The following is a 25,669-nucleotide window of genomic DNA, read 5'->3' on the forward strand; positions in this document are numbered from 1 at the left end:
GAATGCGGGGGAGGGCCGTAACCCCCTCTGGTCGAGACGCATCAGGACCGGGACGGCGGCGCCGGAGCGCCAATTTCCCCGCACCTCCAAACATATTCCTCGCGGCTCGGATCCGCAACGGGCGCTCGATCCTGATGGCGAGCCCGTGGGAAGCCCGCTGATGCGCCGCCGCCCTCCGGGGCATCTCGGCCCGCCCGACCTCGAAACGGCTTCTACGCCCCCTTCTACGGGGCGGGACGGGGCATCGATCATGTTCGGGATGGCCGGAATAGAACGCGACGGCTAGTGATCGTTATCTGCGTCTTTCTTCTTCCAAGCCGTCAGGAAGTCCATCACCGCTATCGCGGCATCGTCTGTAGCGCCTTCCGCCGCTATTTCTTCGACGCGCCTGCGGAGTTGATCGCGGTCAAGTACCTTGTCCAGTGAGCCCACGCTCGCGACTGTATGCCGCCTGGCCACCGCATCGCCGGCGCCTTGGGTCCACGAATGAGAAGTAAACGCCTTGGCAAAGATTGCGACCATTGCATCGTCTTTGAGCTGCTTTTTCGCCCACCTCTTGACTTGCTGCCCCTCATCAGCGGCAAGCTCGCGCCAGCGGAACATGAGATACGCTAGGCGCTTGGACGATGCCAGCTCGCTTGACCTGCTTGCTGCGCGGATTCGCTTCAATGCGAGAGCATGTAAAGCCTCGGCATCTGGCTCCGTTGTCAGGCAGTCGGCTTCGGCCGACGGTGCCTTGCCCTCTCGTGGATGGTAATCTGTATAAGCAGACTGAGCAAAATCGACTAGCCAACTCAGGCTTGCCGTCCTGCACGCGGCTGCAAACAACTTCGAGCGCGTCGCAAGATCGAATCGGCCTCGTGTGAGGCTCCTCAGAAGCCAATGGATGCGCAATTCGTTGTCGCCGATCGAGAAGCCTCGCTCTCTATCGGCTTCAACGTCCAGCTCGTCGGCAATTTCAAAGAGAGCCTTCAACAAAGGGCCGACATCCTTCTTCTCAACTCTCGCAGCATGCAGGTTCAGCTCATCCAAGATCAACTTAGCTTTAGTACTGCCATCGCGCCGTTTCACGCCGAGCGCGGCCCGCATTGATGACTTCACGAATATCTCATCTGATGCCTTGGAAATGAGTTCGTCTAGTTCCGTTCGCGAAAGGACATCATCGCCAATTGAAAAGCGGAAATAGGAGTCGAAATGGTCCTCAGAGCAGACCAATCGGTCACGACTCCAGGTGGCGGCAGCGCCATCTCCATAGCTCAGGTTACCCCAGACGGATTCGAGCCCCGGGAACAGCCGCATCAACGACCGCTTCACGTGTTCTCTGTCCTTTTCTGGTACGATATCGAGAAACAGCGCGTTCATCTCGCCCGCGCGGTCGCGACCAGAACGGCCAGTCCTGTCGCCGGTCCCGCATAATTTTTCCTTGCTTGAGCGCAGGTTCCGATAAACCGACGGCTGGAACAGACGCATTACTTCCAGGCCGACGAAATCGGCGCAATCAACCTCGCTGCCGACAGCAGGCCATGTAACGGAAAGAACGTTGGCAATTCGGATGAGATCGCGGGGTGTCGTGATTTCAGGCGCAATCACGTCGTAAAAGACGTTCATAAACCGCACTATCGCATCTTCACGAGGCGAACCGCAGATAAGTTCGATCTGTCGCAGTAACTCGTTGGTGAGGTCGACGTGACGCGGCCGAGGAACGTCGAATCCAGCCTGAATGATTTTTTCGAGATAATGCGGTCCTTCGGACGGATAGCGCTCAGAAACGATCGCCTCTGCAAGCTCACGGTCAAAGACAAGCAGATACACAACGTTCGGGAGCCGCCCAACTGACTTGACGAGACGAAAAACAAGCAGTGCCTCGTCAGGTGCGAGTCGGTCGATGTCGTCGATCACGATCAGAAATCGCTTATTCTGCTCGGCGAGCGCCTTAGTGAGTTCTCCTTGTAGCTTTTCGACTGTATCATCCGCCTTGATGAAGTCTGATACCCATGACATTGCGCTCGACGCAAGGGTGCCAACACCGGCCTTTGCTCCAACGAGGTCAGCTCCAGCGCTGACGATCGACCCAGCCTTCAAGAGGCGCACGCCCATATTGTGAAGCGCCTTCTTGAACTTGTCTCCAAGAGTCTGGCCTATCCCGGCGTAGAGTTCGCGAAAGAATGCGAGAGCGAGGGCATCTTCGCCTCTGAACCACCAGCAAGCAAAATTGACAACCGCCAGATCACCCTTTTCGGTGACGTCTTTAAGATGATGGAGCACGAGATTTACCGCGCTGCTCTTGCCGGAACCCCACGGGCCATTGAGCGCGATCACAGTCCCGTCGGGTGACTTGATATTTCTGATACTGCTAGCCAACGCCTGCGCGAACGGATCAATACCAAACCTATCCTCCGCCGGCTCGGCTATTGGCCTGTCATTATGGGGACGACTCGATTCCGTCATGCTTCGGACACCTCAGCGTTTCGAGGCGCAGCATTCCCCCTGCCTATCCTCGCCATTCGAGACGAAGTCAGGGTGTCGGCCGCCGCCGATTAAATAGGCTGCTGACACCTGTCAGCGGCCCGGGATTTGGGGTGCGCCGGTAGCGTGCACCCATGGCACCCCGGCACGCAACCCCCTCTGTTCCGCCCGACGTCGCCCTCGGCGTCGTCACGCTCGACGGCGCCGCGTTGGCGGCCGGCGCGGTCGACGACGCCGGTTGGGTCCGGGTCGCGCCGCGCGGCGAGATCACCACGCGGGACGGGCGGCGGTACGTGTTCGAGCCCGAGCGGCTGGTGGCGCGGTTCGCGGCCGACGGCATCGACGTGCCGGTCGATGTCGACCACGCGATCTCCCGGAAGCCGCTGTTCGGCGAGCGGGCCGACGCGGTCGGCTGGATCAAGGCCCTGGAGGCGCGGCCGGACGGGCTGTGGGCGCGCGTCGAGCTGCTCGACGCCGGCAAAGCCGTCCTGGCGGCGCGCACGCACCGCTTCGTCTCCCCGACCTTCCATCACACCGACGCCGGCCTCGCGACCTGGCTGCATTCGGTCGCGCTCGTCGCCGCACCCGCGCTCGCCATGGCGGCGATCGCGGCAGCCGTGCCGGCCGCGGGAGCTGTGCCGGCCCGGAGCCCCGATCCTTCTCACCACACGGAGAGACGCATGATCAAAGCCATCGCCCAGGCCCTCGGCCTGGCGGACGGTGCCGAGGAGGCCGCGTGCCTCGCGGCGATCGGAACCCTGCAGGCGGAGCGGACGGCGGCCGCCGGCAAGGTCGACAAGGCCGTGCATGACCAGGCGCTGGCGACACTCTCGGCCGCGCAGGCGCAGCTCGCCGCCCTGCAGGCGGCGGACCGCAAGACGCGCGTCGACGCCGTGATCGAAGGCGCCCTGAAGGCGAAGAAGATCGTCCCGGCGCAGCGCGACCACTACGTCGCCCTGTGCGCCACCGACGACGGCCTCGCCGCCGTCGAGAAGCTCATCGCCGCCACGCCGGCCGGCCTGCAGGCGTCGGGGCTCGACGCGCAAGGAGCGCCCGACGCGGACGCCGCGCCGGACCCGGCCGCGCTCGCCGCGCAGGCGACCGCCTACCAGAAGAAGCTCGCCGAGGGCGGGCAGACCATCTCGATCGCGGAGGCGGTCGTTTCCGTCGCCGCGAATGCCGGCGCCCGTGGCGTCGGCGCAGCCGACCAGAAGGAGGCCCGGGCGTGAGCGCGCTGCTGATCAAGTCCTTCCCGGCCGCCGCCGCGGTCACCGCGTTCCGCTTCGTCAAGTTCGCGGCGCCGGCCGTCGATCGCTCGGTCGCCCAGGCGAACGCCGCGACGAGCCCCCTCGTGGGCGTCTCGGACAGCATGGGGGCGCCGCAGGGCGGCATGGCCGACGTGATCCAGGTCGGCCTCGCCGAGCTGCGCCTCGGCGGCACCGTCTCGGCCGGCGACTTCCTCACGGCCGATGCCGACGGCAAGGGCATCAAGTGCGTGCCGGCCGCGGGCGAGACCCGCGTCTACGGCGCGATCGCCCAGGCGCCCGGCGTCGCCGACGACATCATCCCGGTGCTGGTCGGCATCGGCGTCATCACCCCGGCCTGATCGCCGCATCCGCACGAGGCCCGCCCATGGCTCCCGTCCGTCCCTTCGTCGTCGACCCGGTGCTGACCGCGGTCGCGATCGCCTACCGTAATCCGGCCCAAACGCTGATCGCCGACGACGTGCTGCCGCGCGTGCCGGTCGGCGCCGAGAAGTTCTCCTGGACCGAGTACCCGCTCGCCGACGCCTTCTCGGTGCCTGACACGCTGGTCGGCCGCCGCGGCCGGGTGAACCAGGTCGAGTTCGGCGGCGAGCAGCGCACCAGCGAGGTCGACGATCACGGCCTCGAAGACCCGATCCCGAACTCGGACATCGACGAGGCCCGCAAGGCGCGTGAGCGGCAGGTGTCGACCTTCGATCCCGAGGCGCACGCCACCATGATGCTGGCCGACCTGATGGCGAACGCCCGTGAGGTGCGCGTCGCCGCCAAGGTGCAGGCCCTCGACACCTATGCGCCGGCGCGTCGCATCACGCTCGCCGGCGGGTCGCAGTTCTCCGACTACGCGAACTCCGATCCGATCGCCGTGATCAAGGCCGGCCTTGAGGGCACGCTGGTCTACCGGCCCAATACCATGGTGATGGGCAGCGCCGTCTGGTCCAAGCTCTCGTCGCACCCGGCGATCGTCAACGCGATCCGCGGCAATCTCACCAACAAGGGGATCGTGACGCGGGCCGAGTTCGCGGCGCTGTTCGAGATCGGCAAGGTGCTGGTCGGCGAGGCCTGGGTGGACCTCGCCCGCAAGGGCCAGCCGGCGAACCTCTCGCGCGCCTGGGGCAAGAACCTCGCGCTCCTGCACATCAACCCGATCGCCCGGCCGGAGAGCGGCATCACGTTCGGCCTCACGGCGCAGTACGGCACCAAGATCTCGGGCCGCATCGTCGATCCCGATGTCGGCCTGCAGGGCGGCGTGCGCATCCGCACCGGCGAGCGCGTGAAGGAGCTGATCGTCGCCAAGGACGTCGGCTACTTCATCCAGAACGCGGTCGCGTGACGGGAGCGGCGCCATGGCGAAGAAAACCACATCCGCGCCCGAGTCGGCCGACACGGCTCTCGATCCCGCCGTGGCCGCTGCGCCGGCCGAGACCACGGCCGCGCCGGTCGAAGCGGCCGGCGACGACCCGCGAACCACCGATGCACCACCGGAGAGCCCGTCCACCCCGGAACCGGCGGCGGGGTCCACACCCGCCGCCGGCGACGACCCGGCGCCCGCGGCCGCCGCGGCACCGCGGTTCTTCCTGGTGCTGTCGCCGCTGCTGCTCGACGGCGCGCTCCACGCCATCGGCGATCGGGTCGGCCTGTTCCCGGCCGAGATCCCGGCCCTGCAGGCGGCCGGCGTGCTCGGCGAGGACGTGACGGCCGACCTCTGATCTCTCGCGTCCCGTCACGGGGGTGCGGGACGCTCGGTCCGGAAGGGCCATGGCCGGGGCGTCCGCGCCCCGGCCACTCATACCCGAGCGAGCGACGGTCCGGGCCGCACCAGCCCGGGCGCCCATGGAGGGATGTCGCTCCAGCGGCAGGCGGCGGGAGGCCGGTGCGGGCCTCCCGTCCGCCGACCAGGTCGAGGAGCCCCGCATGCCCGTTCAGTTCGACGACGCGAGCTACGACGCCGGCCGAAAGGCGTTCGCCGGAGGCGTGACGCTGCGCCAGGTCGCAGAGCGGGTCGCGACGTCCGCGGACGTCGACGAAGCGAAGGACATGAGCTTCGCGCTCGGCTTCGCCGACGAGCTGCTCGCGCTGCTGCGCGTCGCCGCGCGCCCACCGGTGATCGTCGATCTGGGCGTGCCCCACGAACTCGGCCTGCACAAATGACCGACGGCACCCCCATGGCCGACGAGCCGGCCGCCCTGCACCGCGTCGCCCAGGGCATCATCGCGGCGCGCGACGCGCGGATCTCCGCGCTGGAGGTCGAGGTGACCCGGCTGAGCGACATCATCGCGCGAGCCAAAGCCGCAGCCATCTCCGATGGCGCGACGGTCGAGGGTTTCGTCGCCGCGCTCGCGGCCGTCCAGGCCACGCTTAGGGGTGTCCGATGAGCTTCGCGACCCTCGCCGACGTGCTGGCCCGCTATCCGTCCGAGGCGACCATCCTGGCGGCCGACGAGACCTCGCGGCAGCGCGACGACGCGCGCATCACGGCCGGGCTCGACGACGGCACGGCCGAGGTGCGGGCGATCCTGTCGGCGCGTTATACCCGGGACGAGCTCGCCCGCATCGACGACGACAGCCGCGCCACGCTGCGCATCTACACGATCGACATCGCGCTCTACCGTGTGGCGCTGTCGTTCGGCCGTTCCAACGAGCGGATCAAGGAGCGCTACGACGTCGCGATCGCGCGCCTGCAGGCGATCGCCAAGGGCAACGCCGCGCTGACCTTCGACGGGCCGGGCGGCGGCGGCACCGGCGGCGCGGATGAGCCCGCCGGCAGCGTGTCGCCGAACGAGGCGATCGTGGTGAGCAACGAGCGCCTGTTCACGCGCGACCGATTGCGAGGCTGGTGATGAGCATCGCGATCGTCGTCGACACCGCAGGCCTCGACAAGCTCAACGCGCTGACCTCGCGGCTCGACACCGCGCAAACCGAGGAGCTGCTGACCGATATCGGCGGGCTCCTCGAAAGCTCGACGCGCGAGCGGATCAGCGAGACCAAGACCTCGCCGGACGGCGCGGCGTGGCCGCCGAACCGGGCCGGCACCTCGATCCTGCTGCAGAGCGGCCGGCATCTCCTCGACTCGATCGCGTTCATCGTCGGCGGCGACCAGGTCGAGGTGGGCTCGTCCTGGGAGTACGCCCACGTGCACCAGGACGGCGCGACCATCACGCCGAAGACGGCGCAGCGCCTCGCCTTCAAGGTCGGCGGCAGGACCGTGTTCGCTCGCAAGGTGACGATCCCGGCGCGGCCCTTCGTCGGCTTCTCGGCCGAGGACCGCGAGAAGGTCGAGCGCCTCGCGACCGACTGGCTCGGGCGGCTCGTCGGCGGAGCTGCCGGCGGAGGTGCGCCGTGATCGCGCCCGCGACCATCGCCGAGCGGCTCGCGGCCTCGCGCCTGGTCGGTTTCCTGCCAGCGGTCGAAGCCGGTTTGAAGCCGCTGTTTCCCGGCGTCACGGTGCGCTCGCATCCGGGCCGGATCGACGTGTCCGACCTGATCGAGAAGGAGGTCTTTCTGCCGCCCATGATCGCGGTGGCGCTGACCCGCTGGCGCGGCCCCATCGTGGTCGACGGCTCGTGGCGCCTCACGGTCGAGTGCGCCGCCTATGTGGTGACCGAGGACATGGCGGTCGCTCTTGCCGGCCCGAACGGGCCGGCCCGTGCGACGCCGCGCCAGGAGGTCGCCTTCGCGCTGTCGCACGGCGTGCTCGACGTGCTGGCCGACTGGGAGACGGCGCGCTGGGGGCTCCAGAGCATCACGTCGCCCGACAAGGCCGAGGCGCGGCCGCTGTTCACCTCCGAGACCTTCGGGAAAGGCGCGGCCTTCTACGCCGTCACCTGGGAGCAGTCGCTGTTCGGCTTCGGGGCCGACCCGCTCGTCCGCGTGCTGGTCTCCGGCATGGAGGCGGTGCGGGACGGCACGGCCGAGGCGATCGACGACGGGGGGCCGGCATGACGGGCCGCAGCGATCCCAATCTGCGCCGCCTGGAGACGTATCTGCGCCGCCTCGAAGCGCGCCTCGTCGACGTCGACCAGCGCCTCGCTCGCGTGGTGCTGTCCGGTAAGGTGACCGAGGTCCGCAAGGAGAAGAACGACTGGCAGGTCCGCACCGAGCTGGGCAAGGACCCGGACACCGGCGCGGTCGTGAAATCGCCGTGGGTGCCGGTGCAGCCGGTCTCGGGCGGCGACCTGAAGATCAAGGTCAAGCCGGTGGTCGGCGAACGCATGATGGTGCTGTCGCCCTCGGGCGTGCTCGGCACCGGCTCGTGGGCGATCCGCGGCCCCTTCGACGACGACCATCCCGCGCCCGAAGGCGACGACGATCTGATCATCGAGCGCGGCGAGACCCGGATCGTCCTCAACGACCAGACCATCCTGGTCAAGGCGCCCGCCACCGTGGCGGCGCAGTCGGGCGACAGCGAGATCGAGCTGAAGCCCGGCCACGCCAACGTGAAGGGCGAGAAGGTCCACACCGTCGGCGACACGCACCTGGCCGTGGGCGCGAAGGACGAGGCAGGCGAGGAGCCCGTCATCCTGGTCAGCGGTGCCGCGGCGGAGCCGCAGCACAAGGTCTTCGCCAAGTCCGACAAGAGCGGCGGCTGGGCGGCCGCCATGGCATCGCCCGCCGCCGAGGGCGGCGGCGACGCGTGAGAACGGAGAGACCCATGAGCGACACGGTGCAGTACCGGATCACGACGCGGCGGCCGATCGGCGGGCGCATGCGCGCGGTCGGCGAGATCGTCGCGCTGACGAAGCGCGAGGCGGAGGCGGAGCTGCCCTGGGGCGGGCTCGAACGGGTGGTCGCGCCGGCGGCGCCCGTCGAAGAGCCCGCGCAGGCCAAGCCCGGCCGGAAGCCCTGACCATGGCGGCGAGGACCACCCGCACCGGCATCGACCCGGAGACCGGCCGCCTGCTGCGCGGCCGGGCTCACGCGGAGAGCTGCGTGCGGCGCATCCTCGCGACCCGCATCGGCACCCGGGTGATGCGGCTCGACCTCGGCGCGGATCTCGCGCCGCTGCGGGGCGAGAACCTGACGGCCGCCAACGTGCTGCGCGCCTATGCCGAGATGGTGACGGCCGTGCACAGCCAGGAGCCGGCGATCCGGTTCCGCAAGATCGAGCCGGCCCTCACCGACGGGCGCAACGGCGCGATCGCCTTCGTGTTCTCCTACGTGTTCTACCCGTTCGGCCATCTCGGCGACTACTCGGTCGCCGAGGACGCCGACGTGCGGGTGCCGGTGACGGCGCTGGCCCGCGGAACGGCGGCCGTCTCATGACCGACTACACGGCCGACACGCTCGACCTCTCCCGCATCGGCGCACCGACCCTGACGGCGATCGACTTCGAGGCGACCCTCCGGGCGCGGCTCCTCGACTTCAAGACCAGGTGGGACGCCGCGCGCGCCGCGAACCCGTCGCTGCCGGTCTTCGACGTGATCGACGCGGCCGGCGATCCGGTGACGCAGTTCGACGCCGGCGTCGTGCTGGCCCAGGAATTCGCCTTCGGCGAGATCAACGTCCTGCAGGCCATCAACGAGCATGCGAACGCGCTGCGGCTCGGCACCGCGGTCGGCGCCGATCTCGACCACCTCGCCATCACCTACAAGGCGACCCAGCGCCTGGTCCTGTCCGGCGCGGCCGGCGGGGCCGACGCGGTGGCCGAGTCGGACGACGAGTACCGGGCCCGTGCCCAGCTCTCCGACGAGGCGCGGCCGCTCTTCGGCCTCACCCCGGGCGGCTATCAGTGGCGCGTCCGCAAGCTCTACGGCGACCGCGTGAAGCACGTGCGGGCGCTGCGCCGGACCGGCGGCCGCATCGACCTGATCGTGCTGGCCCGCGAGGGCGACGGCACGGCGCCCGAGACGCTGATCGGCGACCTTCAAGGCGCCTTCGACGGCGAGGCCGGCTCGCAGTCGACCGACATCGTGACCGTCTGGCCGGCCCGGATCGTGGCCACGGCGGCGCGCGTGAAGCTGTGGGTGCCGCGCGGGCCGGACCCGGCCGTCGCCGTGGCGGCGGCTGCCACGGCGATCGCCGCGCTCGCGGCCGAGCGCCACAAGATCGGCGAGACCCTGCACGCGCAAGCCGTCGGCGCCGTCGCCAAGTCGGGCGCGGTCCGCAAGGTCGACGTGCTGGAGCCGGCGGCCGACGTCGCCGGCGGCGAGGACGGGGCGCCGTTCGTCTCGTCCATCACGGTCTCGTGGGGGATCGACGCATGACCGAGTTCCCCTCGCTTCTGCCGATCGCCGGCGCGGCCGAGCGCACCCACAGCCTGGTCAGTGCCGCACGCTGGCCCGACCTGTTCGAGAAGGCCGCGCTCCTGCGCACGCTGTGGGATCCGTGGACCTGCCCGGCCGCGCAGCTGCCGCTGCTCGCCTGGGCCTGGTCGGTGGACATCTGGAACCCGGCCTGGCCCGAGCACCGCAAGCGCCAGGTGATCGCCGAGAGCCCGGCCTTCCACGAGGCGAAGACGACGGTCGCGGGCTATCGCATGGCGGTCGGCTATGTCGACGCCGAGTTCGTGCGGGCGCGGCTGCCGCGGCACGCGTTCTTCGTCGGAGCCGGGCCGAGCGAGGCTTCGCACCAGGCGTGGCTCGACGGGCTTCCCGAGATCCGCATCTACACGGCCGACTATCCGGTCCGTTACGCCCCGGTGCCGGTCCTGCAGGCCGACGGCACCATCGTTCAACGCACCTTGAAGGGCCGCTTCATCGGCCGGCGGTTCCGGGTCGGCTCGGCCGAGCGCATCGTGCTCGGCCGGTGGCGCGCCGAGCTTCGCCGCGAGGGCGCCGTGCAGCGCCTGGTGTTCGCCGGCGTGCGCATCGACGCCTCCGGCCGCCTGCTTCAAGACCCCGAGCGCCTGGTCATCCCGGGTCCGCGCCGCGACACCGTGCAGGTGGGCAAGCGCCTGCGCGGCCGGTTCCTCGCCGACGGCACGCTCGCCGGCCAGCGCGTGATCGCGCTGTCGTTCACCCGCGGCGGCGACGCCTTCCTCCCGAACGCGGTCTCGCCCGGCCTGACGCCGATCGACACGGTGCCGCGCCGGATGTGGGAGGCCCGGCCGGCCGGCCGTGGCTGGTTCGTCGGCCGGCCACTGCGCGGCCGCGGCATCCAGCCGAACCGGGCCGAGGAGCAGGCCTATCTGTCGATCCGCCTCGCCGACGGCTCGTCGCCGGCGCTCGGCCGCATGCGCAACCGCATCGGCAAGACCCGCATCCGCCGCGCCCCGTTCACGGCCTCGGTGCTGGTGCACATCGCGGGGCCGGCGAAGCACGCCTTCCCGCGCGGGCGCTATCTGCGGGCCGGCCCGGAGGCGCGCATCGCCGAGATCGTCAACGCGCTCGCCGTCACGCCGGCGGCCCGCGACACGCTCTCCCTCGACATCAACTCGCTGCGACCTCTCACCTACGCCGATCTGGCGCGCATGCCGGACGACGTGCGGTACGGGGCCGTGGTTCGCCGCTGACCGGCGACCAGACAACAGGAGCCACCCGAATGTACAAGCGCGTCACCTGGGACCTCGATCAGGAAGGCACGGCCGAGGACATGGCTCGGGTCGGGCTGTGGCCGCAGGAGGGCATCACCCGGCTCACCGACGACCTGCTCGTGAGCGGGCGCATGTTCAAGGGCTTCACCGTGACGCCGAGCGGCAACACCGCGATCGCCGTCTCGGCCGGCCGCATCTACGACGTCGGCGCCATGTACGCCATGGAGGCCGAGGCGACCCTGTCGGTCGCCGAATACGTGCCGTTCCTGGCCGGCCAGAAGGTCTATGTGACGCTGATCGGCCAGGGCCGCGAGGACGACGGCTACATCGAGGCGCGCAACTACGAGCGCGAGGTGCCGCAGTCCGGCGGCGGCACGGCGATCCAGCAGGTGCCGCAGTCGGGCGCCCGGGCCCGCGTGCGCAACGCGATCCTGACCCTTTATCCGGGCGCGCCGAGCGTCATCCCGGTGAAGCCGTCGATCCCGATCGGCACCGTGGCGATCGCCGACGTGCTGATCGGCACCGGCGGCATCGAGACGATCACGCGGCGCACCGAGAACGAGGCGCCCGAGCTGGACGCGCTCGCCACCGCCTACACGGCGCTGAACGCGCGCTTCGCGCTGGTCGACCAGGAGATCGCCGGACTGCGCAACGACCTCGCCGCGCTCGCGGCGCGCCTGCGCAACGGCGTGTCGTGGGAGGCCTTCCGGACGCTCGCCGGCGACGTCGCCACCGTGAAGGACCTGCTCGCCGTGCCGGACACCGGCGTGCCCTACGGGGCCGACCGGTTCCTGACCACGGACGAGACCGACACGGCCTCGATCGACTACCAGTCGCGCGTCCTGGAAGGCATCCGCTTCCCGCTGGCGAATTTCGACCGGCGCGCCATCGCGCTCTACAACCCGAACGACCAGAACCTGCGCCACGCGGCGGCCGGCCTGATCTGCCCCAAATACACGGCGGTCGACGGCATCAAGCTGTGGGAGCGGGCCGGCACCGTCGCGCTCGGCGGCACCACCTACCAGACCATGGAGCTGACACAGCTCACCATGAGCCGCACCGAGCTCGCCTATGGCGACTACTTCAACGTCTGTGAGAACGTCTCCTGGTGGCTCTCCGGCCAGTACGATCCGGCGGCCGGCATCTTCCGGATCGGCGACGAGACCTACGAGGTGGTCGGCACGGTCGGGAACGCCGGCTGGCAGGGCCACGAGATCAAGCGCGTCCGCAAGTTCTGGACCACGACGGTCGAGCAGCCCTACGACGTCTATGCGCCCGTCACCCACACGATCGCCGGCGTGGTGAAGGCGCAGACCTGGCTGCAGGCGCAGGACCGCTTCATCCCGGCCGCCTTCTTGGCCATCGAGCGCTGGTCGGCCGGCTCCGAGGTGACGGCGACCCTGGTCGAGTGCCTCGACAGCGGCCAGCCGAACAAGGGCCGGATGCTCGCGACCTGCACGCTCGCCTCCACCGAGTTCGAGGTGTTCCCGGAGCCGACCACGTTCCCGTTCCCGATCCCGGTGCTGGCCGAGGCCGGCAAGATGTACGGCATCATCTTCGCCACCACGGGCGAGGTCTACTGTGCCAATGCCGAGGGCCAGAAGTTCCTGCAGGGGACGTATTTCGAGTCGACCGACGGCTCGTTCTTCGCCGGCGATCTCACCAAGGATCTGTGCTTCGGGGTGAAGTACTGCCGCTTCGACGTTACCTCGCTGCCGGTGCTGCTGCAGGGCCTCAATCTGGACGGCGGCATCCACAACATGCGGCTGCGCACCGCGGCTCTGAGCCCGGCCAACACCGCGGTCGCCTGGCAGATCCAAGTGGGCGGCGCCTGGCGCGAGATCGTCGCGCCAGAGGGCGACGAGACGCTGTTCGGCGCCGGCGTCACGCCCTACTACGATTGGCGCGTGGTGCTCACCGGCAACCAGTGGGTCATGCCGATCATCGACATGGGCGCCTCGGAGATCGAGGTGTTCCGCGCCGCGGTCGCGATGAAGCACCCGTCCACCGTCATAGCCTTCGGCACCGCCGTGACGTCGCTCACGGTGCGGGCGACGATCGGGGCCTGGGAGGCCGCGCGGCACACGCTGGCCGCCAAGATCCTGCACGGCGCCAACTATGCCAGCGTGAAGGATCACGCGGCCGTGGAGACCAAGCCCGTGATCGGCGCCGACGGCCTCGTCCGCGCCGATGCGGTCGACATGATCTGGACGTTCGACTTCACGGGCGCCCCCATCTCGACCTGCAAGGTCCGGTTCAGCGGCACCACCGACAACGCCCGCGCGACCTTCCACGTCGAGCAGCGCATCCACTACGCGGAGTGATCCCATGGCCAAGAAAGCCTCCACCACCGCCGAGACGGCGGCTGTCGCACCGGCCGGCCCTGCCGGCATCGTCACCGTCGAGCCCGCGGCCTACTACCGGGTCGAGGCGCTGACCCGCTTCCGGTTCGCGGGCGCCGGCTTCGGGCCGCTGTCCCGCACCGAGGTCACGGGCGAGCTGCTGACCCGGCTCCTGGCGAGCGAGCACGCCGGCAAGGTGGTGCGCTGGGGCGCCGTCGCCGACCAGCCGACCGGGTGAGCCGGCGATGTCGCGGAAGTTCGAGAGCGAATACCGCGTCACCGGGGTCGCCGAGGTCCTGAAGACCGAGAACGCGTTCCGGCAGGACGTCGATCTCCGGCTGGACCGGCTCGAGCAGCGCGACAGCGTGATCGACACGGCCGCCCGCGAGGTGGTCGACCGCTCCGTGCGCTTCGTCGAGCAGGAGATCGCGCCGATCGCCGCCGACCTGGTCGCGCTGCGGGACGGCATCCCGGTGGCGATCGCGCAGGCCCAGGAGCAGGTCGATACGTTCGTGGCCGGCGCGCAGCAGCAGGTGGACGGGTTCATCGCCGCGGCCGATCAGCAGGTGGATTCGTTCGTGGCGGCGGCCGGCGCCCAGGTCGCCGCCTTCGTCACGGCGGCCCAGCACCAGGTGGACGAGCTGGTCGCCGGCGGCATCGACGACGGGACGTTCTGAGATGGCAGCCAAGATCAAGCTCCTGCGCTCGACCATCGCGGGCCATGTGCCGGCCGCCCTGGAGAGCGGCCAGATCGCCATCAACGAGGCGGACGGCAGGCTGTTCTGGCGCGGGCCGGGCGGCGCCGTGCAGGCGCTCGACCTGACGCTGGCCGACCAGGTGGACGGCGACCTCGCCGCGCTGAACGCATCGATCGGGACAGCCCTGGCGGCCAAGCTCGACGCCGCAGCCTTCACAGCGGCGAGCGTGCTGGCGAAGCTGCTGACCGTCGACGGCAGCGGCTCGGGGCTCGACGCCGACACGCTGCGAGGCACGACGCCGGGAGCGTTCGGCCTCGACCGCCTCGCCGACGCCGACGCGGCGGCTGCCGTCACTGCGCTCGCGAACAGCGGTCTCGCAGAAGCCGACGGTTCCAATCTGACAGGCCGTCTCGGGGCCGCGGCAAAGCTGACGACCGACTGGAACGCCGCGACCGAAAACGGGTGGTGGTACTCCGACGGAGCCACTGCCCTGAACAGTCCGGAGAGTATCGGGCTGATCGGCATGGTCGTGACGATGGGCGCGGCCGGCATCCGCCAAACCCTATGGCGCGTCGCCGCCGGAGGGTTCGGCTATTACCAGAGGCACCGTGTCGGGGGCGTGTGGGATGCGTGGGCACTCTCGCCGGGCGCATCATCCTCCACGGCTCAAGCCCAGGCCGGCGTCAACGACACGACCATCATGACGCCGCTCAAGACCGCGCAGGCCATCGCGGCGCTGGCCCCGGCCACCGGCCAGCCGATCCCCACCGCGTCGAACGACTTCAAGGTTGGCTCGACCCTGGTCCTCATCGTCGTCGGCGGGACCGGCAACACGACGGCGAACAACGCGACCATCGCTGGGAGTAACCTCCGCATGCTCCGTAACGTTGGCGATCCCCTCACCAACAACAACCCGGGTCTGAGCGGAACGTGGCAGAACATCAGCGGCGGGACTGTCGGTTACACTGAAGTCGGCTACTTCGTGAGGATCGCTTGAGATGAACCTCGCGATCAGCAATCTCCGCTACGCCGACCCCACCAGCAGCCTGATCGACATGGATGTGTCGGTCGACGGTGGCGAGCCGTTCCCGTTCACGCTGTCGCACTCGGATCCGGCGCCGGTCGCCGAGGCCGTGTGGGCCGCGATGGCGGAGGGCACCTACGAGGTGGCGCCCTACGTGCCGCCACCGGACCCCGTGCCGGACATCAGCGACCGCCAGTTCTTCCAACAGCTCGCGATCGACGGCGTGGTCACCCAGGCGGAGGCGCTGGCGGCCGTGAAGACCGGAAGCATCCCGGCCGCCCTGCAGGCGATCGTCGACACCATCGCCGACCCGGGCGAGCGCTTCTCCGCCGAGATGATCCTGTCCGGAGCGACCGTGTACCAGCGGACCCACCCGCTCACCGAGGCGGTGCGGCTCGCCCGGGGAATGACGCCCGAGGCGTGCGACAACTTCTTCCGGGCCGCCGCGGCCCTCTGACGAGGGCCCCTCTAGCGACACGGGCCGCTGACGCCTGTCAGCGGCCCGCCCGATCCGATGCGCGTCTAGCCTCGCCCTCGATCTGGTCTCCGTCAAGGGCTCTTCGGCATGGCCGCACTCACCAAGAACCACGGCGTCCGCTTCGTCGACGTCGGCGAGGACGCCCGCACCGTCCAGGTGCCGGACTTCTCGACCATCACGATCGTCGCCACGGCCGAGGAGGCGAACCCGGCGATCTTCCCTCTGGAGACGACCGTCCATCTCTACGGCGACGAAGCCGAGAAACTCGCCAAGCTGGGCGATGCCGGCGAGCTGTCGCCGGCGATCGACGACATCCTCGGCGAGGGCGTGAGCCCGAGCATCCTGATCCGCCGGATCGAGAAGAAGACCACCCGCAACGAGCAGCTCGGCGCCGTGATCGGCGACCCCTCCGACCGCACCGGCCTGTGGGGTCTGCTCGACGCGCGCGCCCAGACCACGGTGCGGCCGGGCCTGATCCTGGCGCCCGGCTACTGCAACGACTCGCCGATCGGCGCCACCCAGGCGACCATCACGGACCAGGGTTCGGGCTACACGGCCGCCACCGTGACGTTCGCCTCGCCCGGCGCCCAGGTGGTGCCGAAGGGCACGGCGATCGTCCAGGGCGGCAAGGTGGTCGGCGTGCAGATCGACGACGCCGGCTTCGGCATCACGGGCGCCGTCACCATGACGATCGAGGGCGACGGCACCGGTGCGGCCGGCACGGTCGCGACCGGCCCGGTGGCCAACCCGGTGGCCCTGGCGATGAGCGCGATCGCCAAGCGGCTGCTGGCTATCGGCATCTGCGACGCGCCGAATCTCGGCCGCGTCGAGGCCGCCCTGTGGGCGGAGCGGCTCAAGCGCGACAACGGCCGCTATCTCTACGCCATCGACCCGGCGGTGCGGCGCTTCGTGGTGCTCGACGGCTCCGACGACACCATCCTGACCCGGCCGGCCTCGACCACGGTCGCGGCCCTGTTCGCCAAGCGCGACCGCGAGCGCGGCGGCCCGTACTGGTCGCCGGAGAACCAGACCTCCTCGGCGATCGTCGGCACGGCCCGGCCGGTCTCCTACTACGACGGCGAGATCGACCACGAGGCGAATTTCCTGATCAATGCCGGCGTCAACACCTTCATCGAAGGCAAGGAGCTGTTCGGCTCCGAGACGCTGTCGAACGACACCAACTGGCGCTTCGTCAACAAGGTGCGCACAGAGAACGCCATCCGGGCGAGCCTGCCGGCGGCGCTGCGCAAGTGGCGGGGAGAGAACTTCACGGCCCACAACGCCCTGATGATCGTCAAGACGATCGAGTACTTCCTCGAGGAGCTGGTCTCGCTGGGCGTCGTGGTCGGCTACACGCGCTACTTCGATCGCGGGCTCAACCCGAACGCCAACATGCGCCAGGGCATCCTGCGCATCGAGCTGCCGCACGAGAATACGCCGCCGATCTCCGACCTGCAGATCGGCATGCGGCCGTATCTCGCCGCCTTCGACGTGCTGGCCTCGGACATCCAGCAGGCGCTCGGCAACCTCACGCCCGTGACCGGCACGTACTGACCCGGCCCGCCGACCAAGGAGCACGCCCATGGAACACGTCAGGCTCGCCGGCAATCTCTACTGCGAGGGGATCAACACCTTCCTCTCGCTCAAGCGCTACAAGCTGCCGTTCCCCAAGGTGAAGACCGAGAACCACCTTCCGGGCGGCGGCGTCATGGACATCGAGGTGCCGCTGGGGGCGATCGAGCCGCTCGTCCTGTCGTTCGACCTGATCGGGGCCAACCCGCAGATCCTCGGCCAGTTCGGCATGCGGCTCGGGCAGCGCAGGCTCTACACGATCTACGAGCTGATCACCGACGAGAAGGCCGGCACCAAGCGCGAGCGCATCATCACCATGCGGGGCCTGTTCTCCGAGGGTGACGCCGAGGAGATGTCGGGGCGCGGCCTCAAGGGCTACGGCTACCAGATCAAGTCGATCACCGACTACGAGGACGTGATCGAGGGCCACGGCATCATCGCCGCCTTCTCGTTCTGGACCAATCGCTGGCAGGGCTACGGCACCGACATCGGCTCCGAGGAGAACCGCATCCTGCGGATCTCCGGCTGAGCCGGCGCCGCCTTTGAGGTGGCCGAAACCCTCTTCGAAGCGTGTTCAAGGAGCCCCCATGTCCGACGACCTTCCTTCCCCGATCGATGTCGAACGGAGCCTAACGCCCGTGGCGCCGCCGCCGGGCTCGCCCGACCACGCCAGGCGGTCCGGCGCGTCCGCACCGGCTGGCGCGGCGCCGGCGACCGAGACGCCGGCGCCCGCCGCGGCCCGGCCGCTGCCCGCCGAGCGGCTCGCCTTCAAAGGGCGGGCGCGCGAGGAGGTGATCGCGCTCGACTGGCCCTTCGAGCGCGACGGCAACGTGGTGGAGACCATCACGGTCCGGCGGCTCACCGTCGCCGAGGTGGCCGAGGTGGTCGACTCGGGCGCGCTCGCCGAGCACGGCCTGTGGGCCGTGTGGGCGGCGCAGGCCGGCCTGACGGTGGGCGAGCTGCGTGGTCTCGACGAGGACGACGGCGGCCGGGTGACGGAGGCCTGCAACCGTTTTTTGCCGCGCGTCTTCGCCGCGACGCTGGCCGGCACGGCCGACGCGGCGACCTCGTCCGGGCCGACCTCCGCGACTGGAGCGCCTATGTCGGGCTCGTGAGCGCGACCTTCGGCGGCGGCTGGGACGCCCAGCTCGCACTGCCCTGGGACGAGCTGATCCTGCGGTGGATCGAGGCAGCCGAGCGATACGACGACACCTGGGGGACGTTCCACCGGATCGTGAGCGGGACCTGAATGACCACCCTCGACGTCGCCCTCCGGCTGAAGCTGATCAACGACCTCAAGAAAGGGTCGGCCGATGCGGCGAAGGACCTCGCCGGCATCAAGACCGCCGCGGCCGGGCTGAACGGAACCCGCGGCGCAGACAAGCTCAAGCGCGACATCCTCGACGTCTCGACGGCGTCCCGCCAGGCCGGCCAGAACCTCGGAACCGTGCGGCGCGAGGCGCAGGGGCTCGGCACGGTGCGCGGGCCCGAGAAGCTGAAGCGCGATCTGCTGGAGACCGCCTCGGCGGCCCGCAAGGCGCAGAGCGCGGTCTCCGGCTTGCACGGAGCGGCGCAGAAGGTCCGCGACCGGGCGGGTGCGGCGGGTGGGCGGGGCCGCGGCGGTCCGGTGGTGGTCGGCGGCACGGCCGACGCCCTGGCCGGGATCGGCACCGGATACGCCGGCTATCGCGCCGCGCGGGCGGCCGCGCGCACCGTGGTCGACCAGGACAAGGCCTGGGCCGAGGTACGGAAAAAGGTCACCGGCACGCCCGATCAGCTCGCGGCGCTGCAGGGCGTCCTGCGCAAGATGGCGTTCCGGTACGGCATGGAGCCGGCCGAGGCGTTCCAGCAGGCGGCCGCCGCCGGTGCCGCCGGCATCGACATCAAGGAGCTGCCGGAAGCGGTGGAGACCGGCCTGATGGCGAGCAAGGCCTGGGACACGAGCGCCCGCGAGACCATGCAGACCATGGCCGAGATGAAGTCGGCGCTCGGCTGGAGTCTGCAGACGCTGCGGGACTGGGGCGACAAGGTCAACGCGCTGGCGGATGCGAGCGCGGCGAGCGAGCGCGCACTGATCGAGGCGGCCAAGCGATCGACCGCGCCGGGCGCGGCGGTCGGCCTGGACTACGACACGGTGCTCGGCATCACGGCGGCGCAGATCTCGGGCGGCATGCCGGAAGAGGTCGCCGCCCGCTGGATGAACACGTTCGGCTCGAAGCTCGCGGCCGCGCATGTCGGCACCGACAAGCAGCAGGAGGCGCTGAAGAAGTACCTGGGCCTCGATCCCAAGCAGGTCTCCGCCGGAATGGAGAAGAATGCCCGCGGGACGATCCTCGACGTGCTCGGCCGGTTCGACAAGCTGAAGCAACAGGACAAGGTCGCGTTCGGCGTCCAGTTCTTCGGCCAGGAATGGTGGGACGAGACGGCGCGCGCCGCGAAGGTGCTGCCCGAGATCACCCGGATGCTGGAGATCCTCGGCGACAAGACGAAGTGGTCCGGCTCGATGCAGGGCAACCTCGCGATCCAGCTCGGCACGATCGAGAGCCACTACCAGCGGGTCGCGGCGGCGGCCGCGAACGCGGCCGAGGCGACGGACCGGATGAGCGGCGCCTCGAAGGGGTTCAAGGACATCGCGAACTGGCTCGGAGAGCTGACCCAGCGTTATGCCGACTATGCGCAGTGGGTGGAGAAGCGAAACGCCGGCCTCGACGATCGGATCAAGGACGGCATTCGCAAGCGGGAAGACGCGCACATCGACGACCTCGCCGCCAAGCTGTCGGGCGCCGAGTCGGGCGTCGCCAAGGGGCGGCCCTTCGCGCGGTGGGAGCGGGACCGCCTCCGCCGGGAGCTGGAGGATGCTCGGATGCGGCGGGCCGAAGCCCGCCTGCGCGACGAGGCGCTCGCCGAAAAGCCCGGCGTCACCGTGACGGATCGCGATCTCCGCCAGCAACGCGGCCTGGACGCCTATCGGCGCCGCTACCCGACCCTGCAGGGGCAGCGATCGACGGGCGCCGGCGCCGTGATGGCGCCGGCCCCGAACCTCGGCGAGATCGTGCCACCGACGGCCGGCGCGAAGGCGCAGGCGGCGATGCAGGGGGTGACCCAGGCGATCAAGACCGAGGGTGCGAAGGCCGAGGCGGAGGCGCAGTCGGTCGTCGAGCGCATCAAGGCGATCTTCCAGGGGCTCAACTTCAACGTCTCGCCGACCATCACGCCGCGCCTGGGGCCGGGTGGAGTCGGTGGCGGGGGCGGCGGAGGCGGTGGCGGCGGCGACGCCAAGGCGCCCGGCAAGCAGTCGAGCCGCGGCGGCATCACGGTGGCCGGGCCTGTCCACTTCCACGGGGTGCAGGACGTCGACGGCGTGCGGCGTGCCTTCGCCCGGCTCGGCACCAACACCGGCGCCTTGTTCGACACGGTGTGACCATGTCCCGGCTGATGTCCCTCGGGCCCCACGTGTTCCTGGTGGTCGGTCTCAACGGCCAGGAGATCGAGACCGGCAGCGAGGCGGTGTGGGTCGACGTGCCCCGGTTCGGGCTCACCGACGGGGCGCAGGCGCACGGGCACAAGCGGCCGACCATGACGATCCGCGGCACGCTGTTCCCGGACGAGATCGGCGGGCTCGCCGACTACGAGGGCATCCGGGCGAGCCAGTTCGCCCAGCTGCCCCTGCCGATGCTGCGCATGGGCCGCGGCTTCTCGGCCCGGGTGCTCGGCACCGTGACGATCGAGCGGGTCTCCGACCTCGAAACCTACGGCGGCAAGAAGGTCGCCTTCACGGTCGAGCTGAAGGGCTACACATGAGGGGGCTGGCATGAGCGAGGTCGACCGGCTCTACACGGTCCGCCGCGACGGCCTGCGGCTCGACCACATCGCGAGGGCCGAGCTCGGCAGCGAGCGCAACGGCACCGTGGAGGCGATCCTCGACCTCAATCCGGGCCTGGCGGCGCTCGGCCCGATCGTGCCGGTCGGCACCGTCATCTGGCTGCCGCCGCGGCCGGCGGCCGGGCCGCTCCGCCGGACCGTCACCCGCATCTGGGGCGACGCATGACGCCGGTGTTCCAGCTGTTCAAGGGCGGTACCGACCTGCTGGCCGGCCCGATGGGCGCCTACTTCCTGCGGGCGACGTTCACGGACAACGCCGGCGGCGAGAACGACACCCTCGAAATCGAGCTGGACGACAACTGGCGGCAGATCCCGCTGCCGACCGAGGACGATCTCCTCACCCCGATCGCGGGCTGGAAGGAGACCGGGGTGGCGATGCTGGGGGCCTTCAAGATCAACGACTGGGAGACGGGCTGCGAGAACGGTCCCGAGACCCTGGTGATGAAGGCCCGGGCCGCCACCATGACGGGGGAGATCAAGGCCGGCGGGCTGAAGCACTGGGACGACAAGACGCTGCGCGAGGTGCTCGACGACACGGCCAAGGCGGCCGGCCTGTCGCTCGCCATCGACCCGGCGCTGGCGTCGATCAAGCTGCCCTATGTGCTGCGCTGGGAAGCCTCGCCGATCGACTTCGCCACCCGGATCGCGGCCGAGGCCGGCGGCATCGTCAAGCCAGCCGGCGAGAGGCTGACCGTGACGAAGCGGGGCTCCGGCAAGGGGGCCGGCGGGGCCGAGCTGCCACCCATCCGGGTGACCCGGATCGGCTGCGCCGGCTGGCGCATCAACGGCACGCCGCGGCCGCGGCACGGCAAGGTGGTGGCGGCTTGGCACGATCCAAAGACCGGGCGGCGCAAGACGGTCGAGCACCAGACCAGCCGGAAGGGGCCGACCCACACACTGCTCCACCCCCGAGCGAGCGAGGACGAGGCGAAGCGGGCGGCCGAGGCCCGGGCGACCGAGCTGACCATGGCGACGGGCGGCGGCCATTTCATCCTGCCCTTCGACCCGGCCCGCTCGGCCGGCGCCAAGATGATCGCCGAGGACTTCGGCGACGGGATCGACGGGGTGTGGTTCTCCGAAAGCATCGAGACCACCTGGGCCAAGGGCCTGCCGGTGCTCTCCACCATCACCGTGACGGCCGATCCGGCCGCGAAAGGAGGAGGAACGTGACGGGGCCCGGGTGTCCCCGGCCGCGGGTCGAGTTTGGCGACCAGTCCCGCGGAGCGACGCACAAACATGGCCGCCACCCCGTCGCGGCTCTGGCGAGCGGTGCATGGGTGGCACAGTGCGGATCGATTGTCAGTGGAGACCATTCGCTGCGCCCATTGCCGGGCGCTGCTTTTCCGTGCGACCGCCGGCGCCATCGCCGGTCCGGTCGAGATCAAGTGCCGCCGCTGCGGCACCTTCAACGTGCTGAGGCCGTCCGAGCCCTCCCCAGAGCGCCACGAGCGTCCGACGTCTGGAGAGACCGGATGCCCATCGAATCCCGGACCATCGGGCCGGCGACCCTCTACCTCGGCGACGCCCTCGAAATCCTGACCGACCTGGCGCCCGGGTCGGTCGGCGACGTGCTGACCGACCCGCCGTATTCGAGCGGCGGCAACGTCCGCGACAAGGCGATGGCCACCTCGGCCAAGTATCTGAACTACGACCGGCGGGGAGCCTTTCCCGAGTTCCTGGGCGACACCCGGGACCAGCGGTCGTTCCTGGCCTGGTCGACCCTGTGGATGCTCCGGGCTCGGGTCCTGGTCCGGCCGGGCGGTCTGCTGGTCACATTCTCGGACTGGCGGCAGCTCCCGGTGACCACCGACGCGGTCCAGTGCGCCGGCTGGATCTGGCGGGGCATCGTGCCCTGGGACAAGACCGAGGGGAGCCGGCCCCACCGGGGCCGCTACCGCGTCCAGGCGGAATATGCCGTCTGGGGGTCGAACGGCAGCCGGGCGCTCGCCGGGCCGGTCGCGCCCGGCGTGTTTCGGGCTCCGGTGCCGAGGGTGAAGCACCACATCGCAGGGAAGCCGGTCGAGGTGATGGCCGGCCTGCTCGCCGTCATGGAGGGGCCGATCCTCGACCCCTTCATGGGCTCCGGCACAGTCGGGGTCGCCTGCGTCGCGCGGGGGCTGCCGTATGTCGGCATCGAGCTGGACCCGGCCTATTTCGAAGTCGCCTGCAGGCGGCTGGAAGAGGCTGTGAACGGCGCTTCGAGGGGGGCTCATGGCGGCGATTAGGTCCCGGAAGCGGGGCGGCACGCCTTCACCCGATCGAGCCGGCCCGCTAACCTCTCGGCATGCCGCCGCCGACCCCACCACCAACGCCCATGACGCTCGGGAACATGCGGTCGCTCGGGGTGCGGTCGATCGAGCTGACGTGCCTGGCGTGCCACCACAGCGCCGCCCTGGACGTCAGCGCGTATCCCGACGACCGGACCGTGCCGTCCTTTCGGGGACGCTGCACCCGATGCGGGACCCGAGGCCGCCGGGTCGACGTCCGTCCGCGCTGGTCGGAGATGAACGCCCCGGGGGCGTGGCAGCGAGGCTGAGGCAGTCGGACCGAAGGCGCTTCAGCCACGCCATTTCCGCTGCCACTCGATCTTGCGCGCCATGCCATTCGATTTTGCGCGCTACACTTGCGCGCTAAAAAGTCGAACAAAGATCACGCCGAGGCAGTGCCGGCTGTCGGCCAATCCTGGGCGGCGGATCTGGCGGACGGGGTGGGATTCGAACCCACGAGAGACTTGCGCCTCTGGCGGTTTTCAAGACCGCTGCCTTCAACCACTCGGCCACCCGTCCGGGTCCGCGGCTTCTCCTATCAGACCTCCGGACGCGCCGGAATGGGCGATCGCGCAGCCGACCGATCCGGTCGGGCGCGGCCCCGGCCGCCGAGGGCCGGGTGACGCACCGATGCAGCGGACGGTGCGACCGCCTGGACATAACAGTGGCCCTGAATCCCGACCCGTCATCCTGAGGTGCTCGCCGCCGGCGAGCCTCGAAGGATGCGGCCCGGGCCGTCGCCCTTCGAGGGCCGCGCGCCGCGCGGCCACCTCAGGGCGACGGGAGAGTCAGTGCCGGAGGCCGTTGGTATCAGCTAGTCCGGCGTCTAGCTCCGAATCCCCGTCCTGGTAGAGCGGCGGCCGGGGTGAACTTTGCAGTTGGCAGCCCCGAAATGTGTCCCTAATGTGGCGCAGTGACATTCCGAATTGTCGGAACGGGGGGATAGCGTGCGTGCATGGGTGCTTGTCGCGGCCGCCCTGGCGGCCGGCTGCGCGACGAGGTCGGACGAGGTGGCGCCGAGCTACGTGTCGCCGTACCAGTACGAGCCGCTGACCTGCGCGCAGATCGCGGAGGAAAGCCAGCGCATCGCCCACCGGGCCAACGAGCTCGCCGGCGTTCAGGACAGCAAGCGCACCAAGGACACGGTCGCCACCACCGTCGCCGTGGTGGTGTTCTGGCCGGCCGCCTTCCTGGTCGGCGGCGACGACCGCAACACGGCCGAGCTCGCCCGCATGCGCGGCGAGCTCCAGGCGCTGGAGCAGGTCTCGGTCCGCAAGCGGTGCGGCATCGAGTTCAAGCGCCCGGAGCCGACGGGATGACGGCACTCGCCGCGTCGACGGCGGCCGAGCCGATCGACGGATCGCGCGCGCCGCGCATGCTCGCGCCGGGAATGCTCGCGCGGGGCAGGGCATGGCGGCCGGAGGCTCGCCCGACGAAAAAAGGGCGGTCCGCGAGGACCGCCCAATTCCGTCGCGCCACTCACCCCCGTGAAGCGGCGCCAACGGTGTGTTTCTAGGACGGGGCGGGGCGGCGCGCTTTGATCCAGATCAGGGCACCGCAAAAAGTCGCTGCGCCGCGAAATCGCCGCGGCCGCGATTCCGAGTCCGCCGGCCGAGTCGGCGGTCCGGGGCACGCCCGGTCAGCGGCGGTTGAAGAAGGCGCGGATCGCCTGCATGCGGTCGATCGAGGTGTCGCGCTCGGCCTGCGGCTCGCAGGCCGCGACGCCGCGGTCGCGGACCTCGCCGTTGCGGTTGTCGAAGCCGAGCCGCTGGCACTGCTTGTAGGCGTCGGGCGCGAGCCGGATCGTGCCCTCGGGGCCGATCCGGGCGTGGCTGCCGGTCGCGGCCGGGCGCGGCAGCATCGCGAGGCCGACGCCGAGCAGCACGAGGCTGGCCGTCACCCCGGCGGCGATGCGGAGGCGGGAACGGCCGAGGCTGAGGAAGCGGGCACGGCGCATGCGCATGGACCATTCTGGTCGCGACACGCCGGCTCCGGCGTGTGCGGTCGTGACATGGCGCGACCCTAGCGGCGAGGCGTTAACAACCGGCTTCCGCGACCGTCCCGGATTAGTGCGTAGAGAGGCTCTCCCCCGGCGACCGGGCGGCGGCCGGCACCGCGCCGCGACGCCCCCCGCGGGCGGCACCGAACCCGTCCCGAAACCCGCCCCGAAATCGGTCCCGGATCGGGTCCCGCCGGGCCTCGCCGCCG

General features: G+C 70.2%; 32 protein-coding genes and 1 tRNA gene. 30 read left to right on the forward strand and 3 right to left on the reverse strand.

Annotated features, from left to right (window positions below; genetic code table 11):
• Positions 1–282: 282 nt before the first annotated feature.
• Entirely contained in the window at positions 283–2,448 is a 2,166-nt protein-coding gene (locus J2S22_RS25870; protein ID WP_272778192.1) for a KAP family P-loop NTPase fold protein, read from the reverse strand.
• Between the two features lie 152 nt (positions 2,449–2,600).
• Between J2S22_RS25870 and J2S22_RS25875 the strand changes: the two genes are divergently transcribed.
• The 29 genes from J2S22_RS25875 (at position 2,601) to J2S22_RS26010 (ending at position 23,419) form a co-directional block, all read left to right on the forward strand.
• Positions 2,601–3,695, forward strand: a complete 1,095-nt coding sequence (locus tag J2S22_RS25875; RefSeq protein WP_272778193.1) for a phage protease — start codon at positions 2,601–2,603, stop codon at positions 3,693–3,695.
• Positions 3,692–4,072 (forward strand): capsid cement protein, encoded by a 381-nt coding sequence (locus J2S22_RS25880; RefSeq protein WP_272778194.1) that lies wholly within the window; start codon positions 3,692–3,694, stop codon positions 4,070–4,072. The genes J2S22_RS25875 and J2S22_RS25880 overlap by 4 nt, the downstream gene beginning before the upstream one ends.
• A gap of 26 nt (positions 4,073–4,098) precedes the next feature.
• Positions 4,099–5,061: a capsid protein gene (locus J2S22_RS25885; RefSeq protein ID WP_272778195.1), complete on the forward strand. Its 963-nt coding sequence runs from the start codon at positions 4,099–4,101 to the stop codon at positions 5,059–5,061.
• 13 nt (positions 5,062–5,074) lie between these two features.
• Positions 5,075–5,437 carry a hypothetical protein gene (locus J2S22_RS25890; protein WP_272778196.1) on the forward strand — a complete coding sequence of 121 codons (363 nt, stop codon included), beginning with the start codon at positions 5,075–5,077 and terminating at the stop codon, positions 5,435–5,437.
• A gap of 205 nt (positions 5,438–5,642) precedes the next feature.
• Positions 5,643–5,879, forward strand: a complete 237-nt coding sequence (locus J2S22_RS25895) for a hypothetical protein (protein WP_272840398.1) — start codon at positions 5,643–5,645, stop codon at positions 5,877–5,879.
• Positions 5,876–6,103: a hypothetical protein gene (locus J2S22_RS25900; RefSeq protein WP_272778198.1), complete on the forward strand. Its 228-nt coding sequence runs from the start codon at positions 5,876–5,878 to the stop codon at positions 6,101–6,103. The genes J2S22_RS25895 and J2S22_RS25900 overlap by 4 nt, the downstream gene beginning before the upstream one ends.
• Positions 6,100–6,567 (forward strand): phage protein Gp36 family protein, encoded by a 468-nt coding sequence (locus J2S22_RS25905; protein WP_272778199.1) that lies wholly within the window; start codon positions 6,100–6,102, stop codon positions 6,565–6,567. The genes J2S22_RS25900 and J2S22_RS25905 overlap by 4 nt, the downstream gene beginning before the upstream one ends.
• The gene (locus J2S22_RS25910) at positions 6,567–7,070 is read left to right on the forward strand and encodes a phage virion morphogenesis protein (RefSeq protein WP_272778200.1); all 504 of its coding nucleotides are present in this window, start codon (positions 6,567–6,569) and stop codon (positions 7,068–7,070) included. Before J2S22_RS25905 ends, J2S22_RS25910 begins: the two co-directional genes overlap by 1 nt.
• Positions 7,067–7,669, forward strand: coding sequence for a hypothetical protein (locus J2S22_RS25915; protein ID WP_272778201.1), 603 nt, complete (start codon positions 7,067–7,069; stop codon positions 7,667–7,669). Before J2S22_RS25910 ends, J2S22_RS25915 begins: the two co-directional genes overlap by 4 nt.
• On the forward strand, positions 7,666–8,364 hold the full coding sequence (locus tag J2S22_RS25920) for a hypothetical protein (protein WP_272778202.1): 699 nt from the start codon (positions 7,666–7,668) through the stop codon (positions 8,362–8,364). The genes J2S22_RS25915 and J2S22_RS25920 overlap by 4 nt, the downstream gene beginning before the upstream one ends.
• 14 nt (positions 8,365–8,378) lie before the next feature.
• Positions 8,379–8,573: a hypothetical protein gene (locus tag J2S22_RS25925; RefSeq protein WP_272778203.1), complete on the forward strand. Its 195-nt coding sequence runs from the start codon at positions 8,379–8,381 to the stop codon at positions 8,571–8,573.
• 2 nt (positions 8,574–8,575) lie between these two features.
• Positions 8,576–8,989 carry a baseplate assembly protein gene (locus J2S22_RS25930; RefSeq protein ID WP_272778204.1) on the forward strand — a complete coding sequence of 138 codons (414 nt, stop codon included), beginning with the start codon at positions 8,576–8,578 and terminating at the stop codon, positions 8,987–8,989.
• Entirely contained in the window at positions 8,986–9,930 is a 945-nt protein-coding gene (locus J2S22_RS25935) for a baseplate J/gp47 family protein (RefSeq protein ID WP_272778205.1), read from the forward strand. The genes J2S22_RS25930 and J2S22_RS25935 overlap by 4 nt, the downstream gene beginning before the upstream one ends.
• Entirely contained in the window at positions 9,927–11,177 is a 1,251-nt protein-coding gene (locus J2S22_RS25940; protein WP_272778206.1) for a phage tail protein I, read from the forward strand. The genes J2S22_RS25935 and J2S22_RS25940 overlap by 4 nt, the downstream gene beginning before the upstream one ends.
• Positions 11,178–11,206: 29 nt before the next feature.
• Positions 11,207–13,522: a hypothetical protein gene (locus J2S22_RS25945; RefSeq protein WP_272778207.1), complete on the forward strand. Its 2,316-nt coding sequence runs from the start codon at positions 11,207–11,209 to the stop codon at positions 13,520–13,522.
• Positions 13,523–13,526: 4 nt separating this feature from the next.
• Positions 13,527–13,778, forward strand: coding sequence for a hypothetical protein (locus tag J2S22_RS25950; protein WP_272778208.1), 252 nt, complete (start codon positions 13,527–13,529; stop codon positions 13,776–13,778).
• 7 nt (positions 13,779–13,785) lie between these two features.
• Positions 13,786–14,217 carry a hypothetical protein gene (locus J2S22_RS25955; protein WP_272778209.1) on the forward strand — a complete coding sequence of 144 codons (432 nt, stop codon included), beginning with the start codon at positions 13,786–13,788 and terminating at the stop codon, positions 14,215–14,217.
• A gap of 1 nt (position 14,218) precedes the next feature.
• Entirely contained in the window at positions 14,219–15,235 is a 1,017-nt protein-coding gene (locus J2S22_RS25960; RefSeq protein WP_272778210.1) for a pyocin knob domain-containing protein, read from the forward strand.
• A 1-nt stretch (position 15,236) separates the two neighbouring features.
• Entirely contained in the window at positions 15,237–15,719 is a 483-nt protein-coding gene (locus J2S22_RS25965; RefSeq protein WP_272778211.1) for a hypothetical protein, read from the forward strand.
• Positions 15,720–15,827: 108 nt separating this feature from the next.
• Positions 15,828–17,294 (forward strand): phage tail sheath protein, encoded by a 1,467-nt coding sequence (locus J2S22_RS25970; RefSeq protein ID WP_272778212.1) that lies wholly within the window; start codon positions 15,828–15,830, stop codon positions 17,292–17,294.
• Positions 17,295–17,322: 28 nt separating this feature from the next.
• Positions 17,323–17,841 carry a phage major tail tube protein gene (locus J2S22_RS25975; protein WP_272778213.1) on the forward strand — a complete coding sequence of 173 codons (519 nt, stop codon included), beginning with the start codon at positions 17,323–17,325 and terminating at the stop codon, positions 17,839–17,841.
• A gap of 58 nt (positions 17,842–17,899) precedes the next feature.
• Positions 17,900–18,427, forward strand: a complete 528-nt coding sequence (locus J2S22_RS25980) for a phage tail assembly protein (RefSeq protein WP_272840397.1) — start codon at positions 17,900–17,902, stop codon at positions 18,425–18,427.
• Positions 18,424–18,561, forward strand: a complete 138-nt coding sequence (locus J2S22_RS25985) for a hypothetical protein (RefSeq protein ID WP_272778215.1) — start codon at positions 18,424–18,426, stop codon at positions 18,559–18,561. Before J2S22_RS25980 ends, J2S22_RS25985 begins: the two co-directional genes overlap by 4 nt.
• Complete coding sequence (locus tag J2S22_RS25990; RefSeq protein WP_272778216.1) at positions 18,562–20,733, forward strand: phage tail tape measure protein; 2,172 nt, start codon at positions 18,562–18,564, stop codon at positions 20,731–20,733.
• Between the two features lie 2 nt (positions 20,734–20,735).
• A complete protein-coding gene (locus J2S22_RS25995; RefSeq protein WP_272778217.1) occupies positions 20,736–21,113 on the forward strand; it encodes a phage tail protein in 378 nt (125 codons plus the stop codon).
• Between the two features lie 10 nt (positions 21,114–21,123).
• Positions 21,124–21,360, forward strand: a complete 237-nt coding sequence (locus tag J2S22_RS26000; RefSeq protein WP_272778218.1) for a tail protein X — start codon at positions 21,124–21,126, stop codon at positions 21,358–21,360.
• A complete protein-coding gene (locus tag J2S22_RS26005) occupies positions 21,357–22,364 on the forward strand; it encodes a phage late control D family protein (protein ID WP_272778219.1) in 1,008 nt (335 codons plus the stop codon). Before J2S22_RS26000 ends, J2S22_RS26005 begins: the two co-directional genes overlap by 4 nt.
• Before the next feature lie 66 nt (positions 22,365–22,430).
• A complete protein-coding gene (locus J2S22_RS30940) occupies positions 22,431–22,733 on the forward strand; it encodes a Com family DNA-binding transcriptional regulator (protein ID WP_367618326.1) in 303 nt (100 codons plus the stop codon).
• Positions 22,667–23,419, forward strand: a complete 753-nt coding sequence (locus tag J2S22_RS26010) for a DNA-methyltransferase (protein WP_272778220.1) — start codon at positions 22,667–22,669, stop codon at positions 23,417–23,419. The genes J2S22_RS30940 and J2S22_RS26010 overlap by 67 nt, the downstream gene beginning before the upstream one ends.
• A 471-nt stretch (positions 23,420–23,890) precedes the next feature.
• Here J2S22_RS26010 and J2S22_RS26015 read toward each other — a convergent pair.
• Positions 23,891–23,980, reverse strand: a tRNA-Ser gene (locus J2S22_RS26015).
• A 428-nt stretch (positions 23,981–24,408) separates the two neighbouring features.
• Between J2S22_RS26015 and J2S22_RS26020 the strand changes: the two genes are divergently transcribed.
• Positions 24,409–24,780: a hypothetical protein gene (locus tag J2S22_RS26020; RefSeq protein WP_272778221.1), complete on the forward strand. Its 372-nt coding sequence runs from the start codon at positions 24,409–24,411 to the stop codon at positions 24,778–24,780.
• A gap of 320 nt (positions 24,781–25,100) precedes the next feature.
• Here J2S22_RS26020 and J2S22_RS26025 read toward each other — a convergent pair whose 3' ends face one another.
• Positions 25,101–25,424 (reverse strand): hypothetical protein, encoded by a 324-nt coding sequence (locus J2S22_RS26025; protein WP_272778222.1) that lies wholly within the window; start codon positions 25,422–25,424, stop codon positions 25,101–25,103.
• Between the last annotated feature and the right edge of the window lie 245 nt (positions 25,425–25,669).

This window comes from Rhodoplanes tepidamans, from assembly GCF_030813915.1.
GTDB classification, from domain to species: domain Bacteria; phylum Pseudomonadota; class Alphaproteobacteria; order Rhizobiales; family Xanthobacteraceae; genus Rhodoplanes; species Rhodoplanes tepidamans.

Coding starts and splice junctions, on each gene's coding strand:
- J2S22_RS25870 (WP_272778192.1), bottom strand. CDS start 2,448: ATGACGGAATCGAGTCGTCCCCATAATGACAGGCCAATAGCCGAGCCG.
- J2S22_RS25875 (WP_272778193.1), top strand. CDS start 2,601: ATGGCACCCCGGCACGCAACCCCCTCTGTTCCGCCCGACGTCGCCCTC.
- J2S22_RS25885 (WP_272778195.1), top strand. CDS start 4,099: ATGGCTCCCGTCCGTCCCTTCGTCGTCGACCCGGTGCTGACCGCGGTC.
- J2S22_RS25890 (WP_272778196.1), top strand. CDS start 5,075: ATGGCGAAGAAAACCACATCCGCGCCCGAGTCGGCCGACACGGCTCTC.
- J2S22_RS25895 (WP_272840398.1), top strand. CDS start 5,643: ATGCCCGTTCAGTTCGACGACGCGAGCTACGACGCCGGCCGAAAGGCG.
- J2S22_RS25900 (WP_272778198.1), top strand. CDS start 5,876: ATGACCGACGGCACCCCCATGGCCGACGAGCCGGCCGCCCTGCACCGC.
- J2S22_RS25905 (WP_272778199.1), top strand. CDS start 6,100: ATGAGCTTCGCGACCCTCGCCGACGTGCTGGCCCGCTATCCGTCCGAG.
- J2S22_RS25910 (WP_272778200.1), top strand. CDS start 6,567: ATGAGCATCGCGATCGTCGTCGACACCGCAGGCCTCGACAAGCTCAAC.
- J2S22_RS25920 (WP_272778202.1), top strand. CDS start 7,666: ATGACGGGCCGCAGCGATCCCAATCTGCGCCGCCTGGAGACGTATCTG.
- J2S22_RS25925 (WP_272778203.1), top strand. CDS start 8,379: ATGAGCGACACGGTGCAGTACCGGATCACGACGCGGCGGCCGATCGGC.
- J2S22_RS25930 (WP_272778204.1), top strand. CDS start 8,576: ATGGCGGCGAGGACCACCCGCACCGGCATCGACCCGGAGACCGGCCGC.
- J2S22_RS25935 (WP_272778205.1), top strand. CDS start 8,986: ATGACCGACTACACGGCCGACACGCTCGACCTCTCCCGCATCGGCGCA.
- J2S22_RS25940 (WP_272778206.1), top strand. CDS start 9,927: ATGACCGAGTTCCCCTCGCTTCTGCCGATCGCCGGCGCGGCCGAGCGC.
- J2S22_RS25945 (WP_272778207.1), top strand. CDS start 11,207: ATGTACAAGCGCGTCACCTGGGACCTCGATCAGGAAGGCACGGCCGAG.
- J2S22_RS25950 (WP_272778208.1), top strand. CDS start 13,527: ATGGCCAAGAAAGCCTCCACCACCGCCGAGACGGCGGCTGTCGCACCG.
- J2S22_RS25955 (WP_272778209.1), top strand. CDS start 13,786: ATGTCGCGGAAGTTCGAGAGCGAATACCGCGTCACCGGGGTCGCCGAG.
- J2S22_RS25960 (WP_272778210.1), top strand. CDS start 14,219: ATGGCAGCCAAGATCAAGCTCCTGCGCTCGACCATCGCGGGCCATGTG.
- J2S22_RS25965 (WP_272778211.1), top strand. CDS start 15,237: ATGAACCTCGCGATCAGCAATCTCCGCTACGCCGACCCCACCAGCAGC.
- J2S22_RS25970 (WP_272778212.1), top strand. CDS start 15,828: ATGGCCGCACTCACCAAGAACCACGGCGTCCGCTTCGTCGACGTCGGC.
- J2S22_RS25975 (WP_272778213.1), top strand. CDS start 17,323: ATGGAACACGTCAGGCTCGCCGGCAATCTCTACTGCGAGGGGATCAAC.
- J2S22_RS25980 (WP_272840397.1), top strand. CDS start 17,900: ATGTCCGACGACCTTCCTTCCCCGATCGATGTCGAACGGAGCCTAACG.
- J2S22_RS25990 (WP_272778216.1), top strand. CDS start 18,562: ATGACCACCCTCGACGTCGCCCTCCGGCTGAAGCTGATCAACGACCTC.
- J2S22_RS25995 (WP_272778217.1), top strand. CDS start 20,736: ATGTCCCGGCTGATGTCCCTCGGGCCCCACGTGTTCCTGGTGGTCGGT.
- J2S22_RS26000 (WP_272778218.1), top strand. CDS start 21,124: ATGAGCGAGGTCGACCGGCTCTACACGGTCCGCCGCGACGGCCTGCGG.
- J2S22_RS26005 (WP_272778219.1), top strand. CDS start 21,357: ATGACGCCGGTGTTCCAGCTGTTCAAGGGCGGTACCGACCTGCTGGCC.
- J2S22_RS30940 (WP_367618326.1), top strand. CDS start 22,431: ATGGCCGCCACCCCGTCGCGGCTCTGGCGAGCGGTGCATGGGTGGCAC.
- J2S22_RS26010 (WP_272778220.1), top strand. CDS start 22,667: ATGCCCATCGAATCCCGGACCATCGGGCCGGCGACCCTCTACCTCGGC.
- J2S22_RS26025 (WP_272778222.1), bottom strand. CDS start 25,424: ATGCGCATGCGCCGTGCCCGCTTCCTCAGCCTCGGCCGTTCCCGCCTC.